Origin of the sequence: Saccharopolyspora elongata (assembly GCF_004348985.1) — a bacterium.
GTDB lineage: Bacteria > Actinomycetota > Actinomycetes > Mycobacteriales > Pseudonocardiaceae > Saccharopolyspora > Saccharopolyspora elongata.
Map to the genome: position 1 here is coordinate 22,591 of NZ_SMKW01000028.1, position 15,473 is coordinate 38,063.

Annotated in this window: 15 protein-coding genes; 10 read left to right on the forward strand and 5 right to left on the reverse strand. The window is 71.4% G+C overall.

Features of this window, described 5'->3' with window-relative positions; genetic code table 11:
* The first annotated feature begins 8 nt into the window (after positions 1-8).
* Positions 9-2,873: an ATP-binding protein gene (locus tag E1288_RS21205; protein ID WP_235883710.1), complete on the forward strand. Its 2,865-nt coding sequence runs from the start codon at positions 9-11 to the stop codon at positions 2,871-2,873.
* Positions 2,874-3,202: 329 nt separating this feature from the next.
* Here the strand turns inward: E1288_RS21205 and metX are convergent, their stop codons facing one another.
* The 3 genes from metX to E1288_RS21220 form a co-directional block, all read right to left on the reverse strand.
* A complete protein-coding gene (gene metX / locus E1288_RS21210) occupies positions 3,203-4,393 on the reverse strand; it encodes a homoserine O-acetyltransferase MetX (RefSeq protein WP_132487740.1) in 1,191 nt (396 codons plus the stop codon).
* Positions 4,390-5,724, reverse strand: a complete 1,335-nt coding sequence (locus tag E1288_RS21215; RefSeq protein WP_132487742.1) for a bifunctional o-acetylhomoserine/o-acetylserine sulfhydrylase — start codon at positions 5,722-5,724, stop codon at positions 4,390-4,392. Before E1288_RS21215 ends, metX begins: the two co-directional genes overlap by 4 nt.
* A 419-nt stretch (positions 5,725-6,143) precedes the next feature.
* Positions 6,144-6,716 carry a TetR/AcrR family transcriptional regulator gene (locus E1288_RS21220; protein ID WP_207954472.1) on the reverse strand — a complete coding sequence of 191 codons (573 nt, stop codon included), beginning with the start codon at positions 6,714-6,716 and terminating at the stop codon, positions 6,144-6,146.
* A gap of 248 nt (positions 6,717-6,964) precedes the next feature.
* On the opposite strand from E1288_RS21220, the gene E1288_RS21225 reads away from it, so the two are divergent.
* The 5 genes from E1288_RS21225 (at position 6,965) to E1288_RS21245 (ending at position 11,196) form a co-directional block, all read left to right on the forward strand.
* Entirely contained in the window at positions 6,965-8,089 is a 1,125-nt protein-coding gene (locus E1288_RS21225; RefSeq protein WP_132487744.1) for an FAD-dependent oxidoreductase, read from the forward strand.
* A gap of 287 nt (positions 8,090-8,376) precedes the next feature.
* On the forward strand, positions 8,377-8,517 hold the full coding sequence (gene pqqA, locus E1288_RS21230; protein WP_132487746.1) for a pyrroloquinoline quinone precursor peptide PqqA: 141 nt from the start codon (positions 8,377-8,379) through the stop codon (positions 8,515-8,517).
* Positions 8,518-8,593: 76 nt separating this feature from the next.
* Positions 8,594-8,875 (forward strand): pyrroloquinoline quinone biosynthesis peptide chaperone PqqD, encoded by a 282-nt coding sequence (gene pqqD, locus E1288_RS21235; protein ID WP_132487748.1) that lies wholly within the window; start codon positions 8,594-8,596, stop codon positions 8,873-8,875.
* On the forward strand, positions 8,868-9,959 hold the full coding sequence (gene pqqE, locus E1288_RS21240; protein ID WP_132487749.1) for a pyrroloquinoline quinone biosynthesis protein PqqE: 1,092 nt from the start codon (positions 8,868-8,870) through the stop codon (positions 9,957-9,959). Before pqqD ends, pqqE begins: the two co-directional genes overlap by 8 nt.
* A 22-nt stretch (positions 9,960-9,981) precedes the next feature.
* Positions 9,982-11,196: an MFS transporter gene (locus tag E1288_RS21245; protein WP_132487751.1), complete on the forward strand. Its 1,215-nt coding sequence runs from the start codon at positions 9,982-9,984 to the stop codon at positions 11,194-11,196.
* An 81-nt stretch (positions 11,197-11,277) separates the two neighbouring features.
* On the opposite strand, the gene lexA is transcribed toward E1288_RS21245, so the two are convergent.
* Together lexA and E1288_RS21255 are read right to left on the reverse strand one after the other, a co-directional pair.
* Positions 11,278-11,940, reverse strand: coding sequence for a transcriptional repressor LexA (gene lexA, locus E1288_RS21250; protein ID WP_132487753.1), 663 nt, complete (start codon positions 11,938-11,940; stop codon positions 11,278-11,280).
* A 165-nt stretch (positions 11,941-12,105) separates the two neighbouring features.
* Positions 12,106-12,810: an NAD(P)-dependent oxidoreductase gene (locus E1288_RS21255; RefSeq protein ID WP_132487755.1), complete on the reverse strand. Its 705-nt coding sequence runs from the start codon at positions 12,808-12,810 to the stop codon at positions 12,106-12,108.
* Between the two features lie 135 nt (positions 12,811-12,945).
* Between E1288_RS21255 and E1288_RS21260 the strand changes: the two genes are divergently transcribed.
* From E1288_RS21260 to E1288_RS21275, 4 genes are all read left to right on the forward strand, one after another.
* Positions 12,946-13,872 carry an AraC family transcriptional regulator gene (locus tag E1288_RS21260; protein ID WP_132487757.1) on the forward strand — a complete coding sequence of 309 codons (927 nt, stop codon included), beginning with the start codon at positions 12,946-12,948 and terminating at the stop codon, positions 13,870-13,872.
* An 87-nt stretch (positions 13,873-13,959) separates the two neighbouring features.
* On the forward strand, positions 13,960-14,295 hold the full coding sequence (locus E1288_RS21265) for an ArsR/SmtB family transcription factor (RefSeq protein WP_132487759.1): 336 nt from the start codon (positions 13,960-13,962) through the stop codon (positions 14,293-14,295).
* Entirely contained in the window at positions 14,292-14,768 is a 477-nt protein-coding gene (locus tag E1288_RS21270; protein WP_132487761.1) for an SRPBCC domain-containing protein, read from the forward strand. The genes E1288_RS21265 and E1288_RS21270 overlap by 4 nt, the downstream gene beginning before the upstream one ends.
* Positions 14,765-15,391: a dihydrofolate reductase family protein gene (locus E1288_RS21275; RefSeq protein WP_132487763.1), complete on the forward strand. Its 627-nt coding sequence runs from the start codon at positions 14,765-14,767 to the stop codon at positions 15,389-15,391. Before E1288_RS21270 ends, E1288_RS21275 begins: the two co-directional genes overlap by 4 nt.
* Positions 15,392-15,473: the final 82 nt, after the last annotated feature.

A 15,473-nucleotide genomic window follows, 5' to 3' on the forward strand; every position in this document is an offset into this window, starting at 1 on the left:
GAGAGCACATGGCACGCACCCGGCGCCCCGTTCGCCCGCAGATCCGCACCAGCTCACCGGTGCTGGTCGGGCGCGCCGAGCAGCTGGCATCGCTGCAGGCAGTGGCCGTGCTGCACCCGGCCGTGGTGCTGATCGAGGGCGAGGCCGGGGTCGGCAAGAGCCGGCTGCTGACCGAGGTGCTCGCCGGCGAGCTCGGACCGGCCACGTCGCTCATCGGGTACTGCCGTCAGGTAGGCGAACCGTTCCCGTACGGGGCGGTTCTGGAGGCGTTGCGCGGCGCGAGGCCCGCGCGCCGGCCGGAGCTGAGCCCGGTCACCGGCGTCCTCGGCCCGCTGCTCCCGGAGATCGCCGAGCACCTGCCGCCGGCGCCGGACCCGCTCGGCGACCCGCGCGCGGAGCGGCACCGGTTGTTCCGCGCCGTGCGCGAGCTGGTCGGCGCGCTGGGCCCGGTGCTGCTCGCCATCGAGGACCTGCAGTGGGCCGACGACGGCACCCGGCAGCTGGTGCGGTTCCTGATGAGCGACCCGCCGCCGAACCTGACGATCGTGGTGACCTACCGGCGCGAGGACGTGCCCGGCGGCCTGCCGCTGGGCGGCGCCTACCGGCCGCCCAACGGCGTGGTCAGCGTGGTGCTGGCGCTGAGCCCGCTCGGCGTCGACGACGTCCGCGCGCTGACCGAGGCGATCCTCGGCGAGAAGCAGGTGTCCGCGGAGTTCGCCGCCCGGCTGCACGAATGCACGGCCGGAGTCCCGTTCGTCGTCGAAGAAACGTTGCGGGCGCTGCGCAACACCGTCGGTACGGTGCGCACCGACGGCGCCGCCGCCCGCCGGCTGCTCGACGCGGTCGAGGTGCCGGTGCTGCTGCGGGATGCGATGGCCGAAAGGCTTGCCGTGCTGCCGACCGCGGCGACCAGGCTCGTCGAGACGGCCGCGGTGCTCGGCGCGCCCGCGACGGAGGGCCTGCTCGGCGCGGTCGCCGGCGTCCCGGAGCCGCGGCTGCGCACCGCGCTGACGCACGCGCTGAGCGGTCACGTGCTGCACGAGCTGGACGGCGGTTATGGCTTTCGGCATTCGCTGGCCAGGAAAGCCGTCTACGACACCATCACCGGCCCGGATCGCGCGCACCTGCACGCGCGCGCGATCGACGTGCTGGCCGGGGTCGAGCCCAAACCGCTGAAGCAGCTCGCCGAGCACAGCGAGCGCGCCGGCCGGGTGTCGGAGTGGCTTTCCTACGGGGAGGCGGCCGCCGACCGGGCCGCCGAGATCGGCGACGCGGCGACCGCCACCGAGCTGCTGCAGCGGCTGCTGAAGGAGCCGGAGCTGCCCGCCGAGCACGTCGACCGGCTCGCGATCAAGCTCGGGCAGATCGCGCACACCGGCCTGGACCAGCTCGATCCGACCGAAACGCTGGAGCGGCTGCTCAGCGACCGGCGGCTGTCCACGTCGGCGCGCGGCGAGGTGCGGCTGTACCGGGGGCTGCTGTTGCTGCGGCAGGCCGGCGGGCTGGTGGAGGCCCGTTCGGAGGTCGAGCGGGCGATCAACGAGCTGTCGGAGCGCCCGGACCTGGCCGCGCGCGGCACCGCGGTGCTCGCGATGCCCTACGTCGGGCAGACCTCGCTCGACGAGATCCGGCCGTGGCTCGCGCGGCTCACCGAGTACCGGTCGAAGGCCGCTGGCGAACTGCGGTTGTCGTTGCAGGCCAACGAGTTCGGCTCGCGCATGCACCTCGGCGACGCCACCGTGCTCGCCTCGCTCGACGAGCTGCCGGAGGAGGTGGCGACGGTCGGCGAGCAGCGCCACCTCGCGCGGCTGCGCTGCAACCTGGCCGACGCGTGCGAGTGGACCGGGCACCTGCGGATCGCCGACGAGCTGCTGCGTGGCGGCCTGCGGATCGCCACCCGCTGCGGCGCCCCGTTCGTGATCAGCACGGCCCGGGCCACCCGGACCCGGCTGGACTGGCTGGCCGGTGAGTGGGCCGGGCTCGACGAGCGGGCGCGCCGGATGCTCGACGAGTACCGGGACCTGTTCCCGGTGGTCAGCGAGCTGAGCCTGGTGCTGGGTTCGCTCGCGGCGGCCCGCGGCGAGTGGGCGACCGCGACCAGCCACCTCACCGAAACCGGTGCCTTCGCCCCGGACGAGGCGATCAGCCCGGTCGCGATCGCCGGCTGCGCGGGACTGGCCTGGACCCTGCTTTCCCAGGACGAGCCGGCGAAGGCGTGCGCGGACGTCGACCGCGGGCTGGACATCCTGCGGCGCAAGGGGGTCTGGGCGTGGAGCGGCGAACTGGGCCCGGTTGCGGTCGCGGTGTACCTGGCGGCGGACCGCGAAGCGGACGCGGCGCGAGTGGTGGACGAGATCGCCGCCGGAATCGCGGGTTCGGGCGTGCCGCTCGCGGTGGCGGCGCTGGCCCAGTGCCGCGGGCGGCTGGCCGAACACCGGGGAGACCTGACCGCGGCGATGGCGCACTACCGCGATTCGGTCGCGCACTACGAGGAACTGCCGGTGCCCTACTACGCGGCGATGGTCGCCGAACGAGCGGCCACGTGCCTGCTGCCCACCGATCCGGGACCGGCGAGCGAAGAGCTCTCCGCGCTGGTCGACGTGTTCGACCGCCTCGGAGCCACGCGCGACGCGGCCAGGTGCCGCCACCTGCTGCGCGGCGCGGGCGGCGGCAAGCCCTCCCGCCGGGGCCGCCGGGGGTACGGCGACGAGCTGTCGCCGCGCGAGGAAGAGGTGGCCAGGCTGCTCGCCTGCGGGCACACCAACCGCGAGATCGCCGGAATCCTGTTCCTCTCACCGCGCACCGTCGAGCAGCATGCGGCGAGGGTGCTGCGAAAGCTCGGCGTCACCTCCCGCGAACAGCTGAAGCCGTGAGAGCTCTGCGTCGCTGCAAAAGAATCCCGGGCACTCGTTCACGCGGTGGTGGATCCGTGCTGGCAGATGTGGAGTGAACGGCCTGTCGGCTCCGATAGACGAGGCGAACGGGCCGTTCACCCCAACCACCCCAACACCGGACCGCACCACCAGCACGCGGTGAACGGACTCCTCACCCCGATAGACGAGGCAAACGGGCCGTTCACCTCGATAGCTGTGGCGCCGGAAGGTGGTTCCGCGCTCCGCGGGCACCTGCCGCCCGACCGCGACCCGCCCGAAACAGGCCCTGCAGCAGCGGAAAGTACTCGCAGCCGGAGTGACCAGCGCGATCAACTGCCACCGGATCTCGCACCTCGCTCGGCCGGTTCCAGGCTGCGGTTCGGCAGCAGTTCGCGGACCAGCTCGGCGACCTGCGCGGTCTCGATGAGGAACCCGTCATGGCCGTGCGGCGAGGTGATGGTGCGCAGCGGTCCGGCGCCGGGAATTCCCTCGGCGAGACGGCGCTGCTGGTGCAGCGGGAAGAGGCGATCGCTGTCCACACCGGCGACGCAGGTCCGGGCCCGGATCCGGCTCAGCGCCGCCTCGACGCCGCCTCTCCCCCGGCCGACGTCGTGCCCGGACATCGCCTGGGCCAGCGTCACGTAGCTGGCCGCGTCGAAGCGCCGCACCAGCTTCTCGGCGTGGTGGTCCAAATAGGACTCAACGGCGTACCGGCCGCCGTTCCAGGGGCTTTCGCCGTCCTGGTGGTCGATGCCGAAGCGGTCCTGGAGCTCCTGCGGACTGCGGTAGGTGATGTGCGCGATCCGCCGGGCCACGCCCAGCCCGGCGTGCGGGCCGCGACCGGCAGGCAGGTCGTGGTAGTCGCCGCCCAGCCAGTCCGGATCCGCGCGGATCGCCTGGATCTGCGCCGAGGACCAGGCGATCTGCTCCGCCGAGGCCACGGCGCAGCAGCTCAGCAGCAGCGCCGCCGACACCCGGTCCGGGTAGGTGGCGGCCCATTCCAGCGCACGCATCCCACCGAACGAGCCGCCGATCACCGCCGCCCACGACCGCACCCCGAGCTCGTCGGCGAGCCGCGCCTCCGCGCGCACCGCGTCCCGCACGGTGATCGCGGGAAACCTGCCGCCCCAAGGCCTTCCGTCGGGCGCGGCACCCGCCGGGCCGGTGCTGCCCTGGCAGCCGCCGATCGCGTTCGGGGCGACGACGAACCATCGATCGGCGTCCAGCGCCCGGCCCGGCCCCACGAGCGCGTCCCACCAGCCCGGGCTCGGGTGGCCGTCACCGGCCGGACCGGCGACGTGGCTGTCGCCGGTCAGGGCGTGCAGCACGAGCACCGCGTTCGAGGCGTCACGGTCGAGACTTCCCCACGTCTCGTACGCCAGGCTGGCCGCCGGGAGTTCGCCGCCCGCCTCCAGCCGAAGCGGCTCGCGCAGGCGCAGCCACCGGCGCCGACCGGCCGGGCTCCCTTCCCGCCATGCCCCGGTGGCGGGAAGGGAGCCGGTCGCCTGCGGTCGGCTCATCGCTCCAGCTCGGCCTTGGCCGCGCGGAAACCGGCTTCGAGGTCGGCCTTGAGGTCCTCGACGGCTTCGATGCCCACGGACAACCGGACGAGGCCCGGGGTGACACCGGCGAGCAGCTGGTCCTGCTCGCTGAGCTGGCTGTGCGTGGTGCTCGCCGGGTGCGCGATGAGGCTGCGCACGTCGCCGATGTTCACCAAGTGGCTGAAAAGCTGCACGCCGTCGACGAATGCGCGCCCGGCGGACGTGCCGCCGCGCAGCTCGAACGACACGACGGCACCCGCACCGCGAGGCAGGTACTTCTGCCCGGCCTCGTACCACCGGCTGGAGGTGAGACCGGCGTAGTGCACGGACTCGACCTCGTCGCGCTCGCTGAGCCATTCGGCGAGGATCTGCGCGTTGCGCGTGTGCCGCTCGATCCGCAGCGACAGCGTTTCCAGCCCTTGCAACAGGAGGAAGGCGTTGAACGGCGAGATGGCGGGGCCGAGGTCGCGCAGCCCCTGCACCCGCAGCTTCGCCGCGAAGGCGCCGTGGCCGAGGGCGGGCCAGTACTGCAGGCCGTGGTAGGACGGGTCGGGCTCGACGAATCCCGGGAACCGCTCGGAATGGGCGCCGAAGTCGAAGGTGCCGCCGTCGACGACCACGCCGCCGATGGCCGCGCCGTGGCCGCCGAGGTACTTCGTCGCCGAGTGCACGACGATGTCCGCCCCGTGCTCGATCGGCCGCAGCAGGTACGGCGTCGCGATGGTGTTGTCGACGACGAGCGGGACCCCGGCCTCGTGCGCCACGTCGGCGACGGCCCGTACGTCCAGCACGTTCGCCCGCGGATTGCCGAGCGTTTCGGCGAAGAACAGCTTCGTGTTCGGGCGCGCGGCGGCCCGCCAGGCGTCGAGGTCGTCGGGGTCCTCGACGAAGCTGACCTCGATGCCCAGCTTCGGCAGCGTGTGCCGGAGGAGGTTGTGGGTGCCGCCGTACAGCGAAGAACTGGACACCACGTGGTCCCCGGCCTGCGCCAGGGTGAGGATGGTCAGCGTCTCGGCGGCCTGGCCGGACGCCAGCGCCACCGCCGCCACGCCGCCTTCCAGCGCGGCCACGCGGTTCTCGAGGACCTCTTGGGTGGGGTTGTTGATCCGCGTGTAGATGTTGCCGGATTCGCTGAGGTTGAACAGGTTCGCGGCGTGTTCGGTGTCCCGGAAGACGTACGAGGTGGTCTGGTAGATCGGCACTGCGCGCGCACCGGTCGCCGGGTCTGGCTGGGCGCCGGCGTGCACCTGCAGCGTGTCGAACGACCAGGCGGACTGGTCGAGGGCGGCGGAAGAAGCGTCAGCACTCATGCGTGTCTCCTGAGCAAAGCGGCATGCGCCGGCCGCAGCGCGGCGACGCGGCCTGGGAGTGGTCGACGGGGGTCCGCCGAGAAGCGTTGCGAGAAAGGCGATTCACGGTTCCGCGGTAACTGGTCGTGAGCGTTTTGGATCGCTATCACGATCCAAAACGCTCACGAGACCTGAGAAGCAGCGCAGAACTGCGAAAATCCAGGGCGATGGCCCGAGGATCAGGAGATCAACACGCCGAAGTGGTCACGCGCACGTAGTCGACGTGCCGGCGGATTACCAAGCGGATCATGAGCCGAAGAGTAGCGGCTCGATAGTCGCCCGCAAACCGTGTTCACCAGTTGAGACGGACGTCGCTGCCGACCAACGGACCACGCCACGAAGCACTTGTCGGCGTTCCGACACCACAATGGACAGTGATGTCATTCTACCTGCCAACCGTTTTCGAGCAGGTCGAACGCCGCCGCGACGACTTCTCCGGAATGAGGACCGCGAGCCAGCGCGCGAGTTTGCAACGCGAAATGCGCCAGGGCGGCGCACCTGGGGTCGTCGTCGGCACGTCCCGCCTGTTCCGCGATCGCGGCGGCGAGCGCGGCCCGGTGGCGCATCCACATCCGGTCGGCGTACGAGCGCAATGCACTGCTGGACTCGCTGAGCGCCACGAACGACTCCCACCGCGGATCACTGCTGACCCGCTCGACCGCCCGCAGCACGTACCGACGCAGCGCGGCCGGGACGGACTCGCCGGGCGCGCGATCCCGGACCGCCGCGACGAGTTCGGCCTCGTGATCGACGGCCTCGTCGAAGACGAGCGCCTCCTTGCTCGGGAAGTGTTTGAACAGCGTCGTCGTCGACACGTCGGCGGCGTCGGCGATCTCGCGGACGTTGACCTGGTCGAAGCCGCGTTGGAGGAAAAGCTCCATGGCGGCGTCTGCCAGCGCCTGGCGGGTGGCCGCCTTCTTCCGCTCCCGCCGCCCCATCGTGCCTTCCGTCATGCAACGCACAGTACACAACAGTGGAACAGTTTAAAAAGTTGAACAGTTGCACTTTTGCTCCCGATGTGGTGTTCTTCGGTCGGTCCGCACAGCGCGACGCCCGGAAGCTCTGATCCGCGCCGTCCGAGGCCGCCGAGCCGACGGGCTCTGGGGAAGTACCGGGAATCGCGGCCATCGACACCGATCCACCGGCGCAGCACCGCGCAACCGGCCCGACCACGCATCGCACACCGGAACGGAGCACGACCATGACCAAGTCACACCCGCGCATAGCCATCATCGGCGCCGGGCCCGCAGGGCTCACCGCCGCTCGCATCCTGCAGCGAGCCGGGCTCGCACCCACCGTCTACGAGCGCGACACCTCCGCGCACGCCCGCGGCCAGGGCGGCACCCTGGACATGCAGGAGGACACCGGCCAGGCGGCGCTCGCCGCCGCCGGGCTGCTCGGGGACTTCCTGGAGATCGCCAGGCCCGAAGGCCAGGAGATGCGCGCCGCCGACAAGCACGGCACGGTCCTCATGCGGCGGGTCCCCGACGAAGGCGACCTGCACAGCCCCGAAATCGACCGCGGCGACCTGCGCGAACTCCTGCTCCGCTCCCTGTCGCCGGGAACGATCCGCTTCGGCAGCGCCCTCGACCGCGCCACGCCGACCGGCAACGGGCGCCACCTGCTCCACTTTCGCGACGGGCACACCACCGAGGTCGATCTCCTCGTCGGCGCCGACGGCGCCTGGTCCAGGGTCCGCCCGCTCGTCTCGCCGGCCACGCCGTTCTACGAAGGCGTCATGTTCGTCGAGGTGCAGATCAGCGACGCCGACTCCTATCCCGGTATCGCCGATCTCGTCGGCCCCGGGTCCATGTTCGCCACCGCCAACGGCAAGGGCCTGTTCGCACAACGCAACGCGCGCAACAACATCCGCGTCTACGTCATCTTCCGCGAAGACCTCGACTGGCCGGCCCATCGCGGCATCGACGCCGCGGACCCGGCCGCCGTGCGCGCCGCGCTGCTCGACATGTTCCACGACTGGGCGCCCGGCCTGCGCGCCCTGATGGCCAGTTGCGACGACACCTTCGTCCGCCGGCCCATGTACGCGCTACCGGTCCCGCACGCCTGGGACACCGTTCCCGGCGTCACGCTCCTCGGCGACGCCGCGCACCTCATGTCGCCGATCTCCGGGCTCGGCGCCAACACGGCCATGCTCGACGGCGCCGACCTCGCCCGTGCCGTCATCGACTCCCCCGACCTCGCCACCGCCGTGGCCCGCTACGAAGCGGCGATGCTGCCGCGCGCCGCGGCCAACGCCGAAGCCGCCCACGAGGGCCTGCACAGCGCGATCGCCACCGACGAGCCCGACCTCTCCGACATCCCCTGACCGCCCGAGCACCACCCGCCTCACCGGCCAGGCGCCGTCGGCACCGACATCGCTGTTGACCAGCAGATTTCGGGTTTCCCGTGCCCTTACGGCGACGTTCCTGCGGGGCTATCCTGCACCTGCGGTGGTCCCGCGCGGCGGGGACGCGTCGGGGGTCCGGGCCAGGTCGGGGGGGCCGGTTCGCAGTGAGCGCCGGTACCGGACATCGCGTTCGCCTCGGCCGGGCACTTGCCCCGATCTCCGATCTCCGCCCGGGGACGCTCGTCGCCGGAGAGGAGGTGCCAATCATGAGATCAGATGCTGCTCGGTCCGGTCTTCTCGAATGGGAGCCCCCGGAGTTCGACGAAGTCGAATGGGAGACGCCCGAGTTCGAAGAAGTCGTATGCGCCTCAGAGGTCACGATGTACGTCTCGCGGCTGGAGGACTAGGCGCGGTGGGACGACCGGCAGTCGATCCCCGGGCGCCGGCAGCCCGGCGCCCGGCCACCAACGCCGCGAGACCGCGATGAGTACGGCGGTGCGCCCGTCGAGCCGGCCCCGGCTGGCGCCGCACGTGCGCCTGGGGTTCGACCGGTCCCGCAAGAAGTACATGCTGCTGGGCCCGGAGTCGGTGACCGTCCTGAACACGACCGGCGCGGCCATCCTCGACCTGTGCGACGGGCAGCGGACGGTCGCCGAGATCGTGGCGAAGCTGAGCTCCCGCTACGACCACGTGGCCGACGACGAGGTGGCGCAGTTCCTCACCCGTCTCGCCGTCAAGCGGTACGTGGAGGCCGAGGATGACTAGACCGTTCGGTTTGCTGGCCGAGCTCACCTACGCGTGCCCGCTGCACTGCCCGTACTGCTCCAACCCGCTCAAGCTCGCCGACTACGGCGACGAGCTGACCACGGCGGAGTGGCGCCGGGTGCTGACCGAGGCCCGCGAGCTCGGCGTGGTGCAGCTGCACCTCTCCGGCGGGGAGCCGCTCCAGCGCCGGGACCTGGTGGAGATCGCGCGCACCGCCGCCGAGCTGGGCCTGTACACCAACCTCATCACCAGCGCGATCGGCCTCTCGCCGCGCCGGGCGGAGCAGCTTCGGACCGCCGGTCTCGACCACGTGCAGATCAGCGTCCAGGCCCACGAGGCGGCCCTGTCCGACCGCATCGCGGGCACTCCTTCCTTCGACCGCAAGATCGCGGCGGCCCGGACCGTGAAGGACCTGGGCTGGCCGCTGACGGTGAACGTCGTCCTGCACCGGCAGAACATCGACCGGATCGACGACATCATCGCGCTGGTCGAGCGGCTGGGCGCCGACCGCATCGAGCTCGCCAACACCCAGTACTACGGCTGGGGCCTGCACAACCGCGCCGCGCTGCTGCCCAGCAGGACGCAGGTGGAGCGGGCGGAGCAGGTGGTGCGCGCCGCGCGGAAGCGCCTGGAGGGGCGGGCGGAGCTCACCTACATCCTCCCCGACTACTACCTCGACTTCCCCAAGCCCTGCATGGGCGGCTGGGGGAAGCTGCAGCTCACCGTGGTGCCCAACGGCGACGCCCTGCCCTGCCCCGCCGCCCACACGCTGCCGCTGCCGCACGTGAACGTGCGCGAGAAGTCGCTGGCGTGGATCTGGGCGGAATCGCCGTTGTTCCAGCGCTTCCGCGGCACCGGCTGGATGCCCGAGCCGTGCCGCGGCTGCCCGCGCCGCGAATTCGACTTCGGCGGCTGCCGCTGCCAGGCGTTCCTGCTCACCGGCGACGCGGCGCGCACCGACCCGGTCTGCATCCTCTCGCCGGACCACGAGATCGTGGCCGAGGCGGTGCGCGCCGCGAACGCGGAGACCAGGCCGGTCGCGGAAGTCCTCGCACCGCGCCCGCATCCCCGCGACACCCGGTAGGAACCGGACAACCCGGCGCGCGATGCCAGCGGCGGAACACGACCGGATCACGGTGCGGGCGTTGCTCGCGCGCCCGGTCTACCGGCGGTGGTGGGCCGCCGCGGCGATCTCGCGAGCCGGGGACGTCCTGGCCGGGGTGACGCTGCTCCTGCTGGTGCTGGACCGAACCGGCTCCGGAACGGGTGTGGCCGGAGTGGTGATCGCCGACGTCCTGCCCGTGCTGCTGCTGGCGCCCCTGGCGGGCTTCGTCGTCGACCGCTGGCCCCGGCGGCGGATCATGATCTCGGCGGATCTGGTCCGCGTGGCCCTCGCCGCGACGCTGCCCTTGGTCGAGGCTCACGTGTTCGCGATCTACGCGATCGCGTTCGCGCTCTCCGCCGCCGCGGTGTTCTTCAACCCTGCCGCCAACAGCCTGCTGCCCGCGCTGGTCGGCGAGCGCGAGCTCGTCGCCGCCAACTCCGGTGTCTGGACGACCGCCATCATCGCCCAGATCGCGCTCGCACCGCTGGCCGGAGCGCTCGCCGCGGCAGCCGGCTTCGCCGTCGCGTTCTGGGTCAACGCCGCTTCCTTCGCCGCCAGCGCCGTGTTGCTCGCCGGGATGGCGGTGCCCGGTCATCGCGCCGCCGCGATCACCCGGGGCTGGCTGCGCGACTCCCTCGACGGCGCGCGCCTGCTCGTCGCCGACAGGCTGCTGCGGGCGCTGGCCGCCGCGCAGCTGCTCGCCGCGCTGTCGGCCGGGGCCATCAGCGCCCTGCTCGTCGTCCTCGCCCGGGAGCGGCTCGGCCTCGGCCCGCAGGGTTTCGGGTGGCTGCTAGCGGCGGTCGCCGTCGGCGCCGTCGCCGGTCCCGTCCTGCTGACCCGGACCTTGCGCGGCCGCGTCGGCCCGAACGTCGTGTTCGCCTCGTTCGGGCTGCGCGGCCTGGTCAACGTGCTGCTGGCCGTGACGACATGGCCCGTTCTGGCCGCCGCGTCGCTGCTGCTCTACGGCCTGGGCACCTCGACGGGAACCATCGCCTTCACCAGCCTGGTGCAGACCCACGCCGACGAGACGGTGCGGGGGCGCGTCTTCGCCGCCCTGGACTCGCTGTTCCAGGCGGGCAGGCTCGTGAGCCTCCTCGTCGGCGGTCTCCTGGCCGACGCGCTCGGCATCACCGCCGTCTACCTCCTCGGCTCCGCCCTGCTGCTCGCCGCAGCGGCGAGCGGCTTCGCCCTCGCCCGGGATCCCCGCCCGCGATGAACGCGCCGGGGCCGTAGAGGCTGTTTTTTCCGAGGTTCCGCCACCCGCACCGCCACCCGAAACGAGGTTGGAAAAACCTCGTCAGACGCTGCGCAGCACCGAGACGACCGTGCCCAGCACGACGGCCTTGTCGCCGTCGATGACCTCGTAAGCCGGGTTGCGCGGTTCGAGGTACACGTGGCCGTTGCGGCGGCGGTACACCTTGACGGTGGCCTCGTCGTCGATCATCGCGGCGACGATCTGGCCCGAGTGGGCCTCGGACTGCTGGCGCACCACGACGATGTCGCCGTCGCAGATCGCGGCGTCGATCATCGAGTCACCGCGCACCCGGAGGCCGAAGACATTGCCGCGCCCGGTGAGCTCGCGGGGCAGGTTCAGCACGTCGTCGACGTGCTCCACCGCCGAGATGGGCGTACCGGCGGCGATGTCGCCGACCACCGGCACGGGCACCGAGTGCTCGGCGGACTCCCGTGTGGACGGTTCCCGGAGGAACGCGCGCACGTCGATCGGCCGGGACATCGTGTTGCTGCGCCTGAGGAAACCCTTCTCCTCCAGGCTCGCCAGGTGCTTCGACACCGACGAGGACGACCGGAGGCCGACGGCGTCGCCGATCTGCCGAGTGCTCGGCGAGTACCCGTGCCGTATCACCCAATCCCGGATGGTGACCAGGATTCGCTGCTGGCGCAGCGGCAGGGTCGAGGGGTCCAGGTGCTCGAACACGTCGAGATCGTCGTAGGCGGCCACCCACGGAATGGTAGAGGTGCACACCCGCGACCAACCCACCGCCCCGCGAGGTCATCAGGCCGTGGGCCGGACCCCCCGGGGTCCTGTCGCTTTCCCCGCTCCCGAACGAAGACCAGCCTTCTCCGCCTACGAAGTAGGGACATTCCGACCACGTGACCGCTCCGTTCAGTAGCCGATGGTGAAGCGCCGCTGCACGAACTTCGGCAGCTCGGCCTCGTCCACCAGGGCGATCGCGGCGTCCTCGAACGAGATCCGGCTCCGTCCGTCGGCGTCGGTGATCAATTGGTCGCCACCGATCCGGAAACGTCCGGTTCGCTCCCCGGGAGCGATCTCGGCCGCCGGGCTGAAGTAGGTCCACAGGCGGTTCGACAGCCGGTATGCGTTGAGGGCGTCGCGGTGTCCTCTGACAGCTGCGGCGTACTCCCGCGGAAGGCCGATCTCCGCCAGCACTTCTCCGAGTACGTCGTCGTTGCCGTCGGCCGGCACGACGCCCGGCTCCGTCTCCAGGCTCCCCGCGCCGCCGACGACGATCAGCCGCGTTCGAGGGTGCCGGTCGAGCGCAGTGAGGAGCGCTCGCGCCGCGTTCGCGTACACCGCTGGGTCGGCGATCGACCGCCGCACGGTGTCGTGGAAGTCGCGAGCGGCGTTCCCGGGTTGGAACGCGCTGATCAGGACGTCGAGTCCCGGTAGGGCTCGGGCGATGGCGTCGGCGTCTAGGACGTCCAGACTCGCCCAGGTGATGTTCGGCCGGTCCTCTGCCATGCCGTCGGCGTTTCGGCTGTACGCCCGCACCACGTGCCCGCGGGACAGGGCCTCGTCGACGACGCGCGTCCCGATGTTGCCGCTCGCTCCGATCACACCGATGTGCATTCGCTACCTCCGCCACTCGTCCTTGGCCACGAACGTAGGCGGCATCGAGCGGACGCAGAATGGCCATGCGTCTGGACCACCTATCCGAACGTCCGAGAACTCCGGTCAACCGAGACGATCGGATAGGTTCGCAGAATGGATGTGCTGAGCGACGTGCTCACCGCAATGCGCACCGGGCGCCCCCACGCCGCCCGCAGGCGAAGCCAGGCGCCGTGGGGCGTTCGCTTCTCGACGGCCGAGGCGGCCGGTTGTCACGTCGTCCTGCGCGGCACTTGCTGGCTCACCGTCGCCGGATCAGCGCCGATCGCGCTCTCCCCCGGTGACGTCGTCCTCGTTCCTCAGCAGTGCACGTACGCACTGACGGATCGGCCCGGGACTCCGACGGTCGACTTCGACCTCTCCGAGCGCGACGTAGGGCAGAACGACGACGTCGACCTCGGCGACGACGGCACGGTCACCGAGACCCTCTGCGCCGCCTATTTCCTGGACCGCGGACGTACCCACCCGCTCCTCCTGGAACTCCCACCGGTCATCCACCTGCCGGCGATCGCCGGAGCGCACACCTCGCTGCGCCAGGCCGTGGATCTCCTCGGCGCAGAACTCGCAGGCGCAAGGCATGGTGCCGACGTGATCGTCCCCGCGTTGATCGACGCACTCCTGCTCCTGATCATCCGCGAGTGGCTAGAGAACAACACGGCCGACAGGCTCTGGGCGACCGCGTTGAACGACCCGACGATCCTCGCCGCGTTGCGCACCATCCACGGTCGGCCCGAAGCGGCCTGGACCGTGGAGTCGCTGGCTCAATCCTGCGGGCTGTCCCGCGCCACCTTCGCCTCGAAGTTCAAGAACCTCGTCGGCATGCCGCCGCTCACCTACCTCACGTGGTGGCGGATGACGCTGGCAGCGCGAGAGCTGCGCACCACCGACGCCCCGGTCGCCGCCATAGCCCGACGCGCCGGCTACACCTCCGATTTCGCATTCACCAAGGCGTTCAAACGTGAATTCGGCGTCTCCCCGCAGGGTTACCGCCTGCAGCGGCGCGGGAATCCATCGAGGCGATGACCAACCCGGTGCGGCCACAGCCTGCCGGCGCGCGGACCAACACTTTGCCCTTGCGCTAAGTGTTGGGATGGGTTGATACTTAGCCGCATGGCTCAGTATTCGGCCGTGCTCGACGGCGTGTTCATCGCTCTCGCCGACCCGACGAGGCGCGCGGTTCTCCGGCGGCTCGGTCGCGGGCCGACGAGCGTCGGCGACCTCGCCAGGGACGCCCCCATGACGTTGCCGTCGTTCATGAAGCACGTGCGGGTGCTCGAGTCGAACGGCCTGATCCGCACGGCCAAGTCCGGCCGGGTGCGCATCTGCGAGCTCAACCGGGAGCGGTTCGCGCTCGTCGAGGACTGGCTGGCGGAGCAGCGGCGCAGCTGGACGGACCGGACCGATCGCCTGGAGCGGTTCGTCACCAACCCGAAGGAGGAGCAGTGAACCTAGAACTCGATCTCGGCATCGACCGGGTCATCCGCGCGCCCCGCAAGCAGGTGTGGGATGCGTGGACCGATCCGGCCAACCTCGCGCAGTGGTGGGTGCCCGCCCCGACCCGCTGCCGCGTCGAGCGCCTCGACGTCCGGCCCGGCGGCGCGTTCGTCACGCTGATGAGCGACGACGGCGACGCGTTCGTCCCGCACCTGGACGCGTGCTTCCTCGTGGTGGACGAGTACGAGCGGATCGTCTTCACCAACGCGATCGACAGCGGATGGCGCCCCGCCAGCCCCGCACCGGTCCCGATGACCGCCGAGGTCGTCCTGCGGGACCACCCGGACGGCACCGACTACCGGATCGTCGTGCGCCATGGCGACCCGGCCGCCCGCACCCGGCACGCCGAGCTGGGTTTCGCCGAGGGCTGGGGCACCACCACCGCCCAACTCGCCCGGCTGGCCGAGGGCGAGACCGGGCGGTGAAGGTCGCCGTCACGGAATTCGTCACCCTCGACGGCGTGAGCCAGGGACCAGGTTCGTCCACTGAGGACACCAGCGGCGGCTTCACGCGGGGTGGCTGGCTTGTGCCGCACATGGACGAGGCGTTCGTCCGGCGCGCGTCGGAATGGCTCGACCACGCCGATGGCCTGCTGCTCGGACGGCGGACGTACACGGCGTTCGCCCGCGATTGGCCGGCGATCACCGACCCCGACGACCCGTTCACCGAGCGGATGAACTCGCTGCCGAAGTTCGTCGTGTCGAACACCCTCAAGGCGGGGAACTGGCCGCCGACCACGGTGCTCCGCGGCGATGCCGGAGAGGCGGTCCGCGAACTGAAGACGCGGCCGGGGCGGGAATTGCAGGTCCACGGCAGTGCCCGGCTCGGCAGCGCGCTGCTGTCAATGGGGCTCGTCGACACGCTCCGCCTGGTCGTGGCGCCCACCGTGCTCGGCACGGGCCGACGCCTGCTCACCCATCCCGCCGCGGCGACCGGCCTGCAACTCGTCCGGCACGAGGCCACGACGCGAGGCCTGCTGCTCCTTGAGTACGAGGTCACCGGCGACGCGGTGGTCGGCGACTACGAAGGCGTCGCGAAACTCGGGTAGGCACCGGTCACGAGCACCCACAAAGGACAGTCCCCACAGCGCGAAGCGGCGGTGGGCGGTCGCTGGGGGTTGGGACGCACTG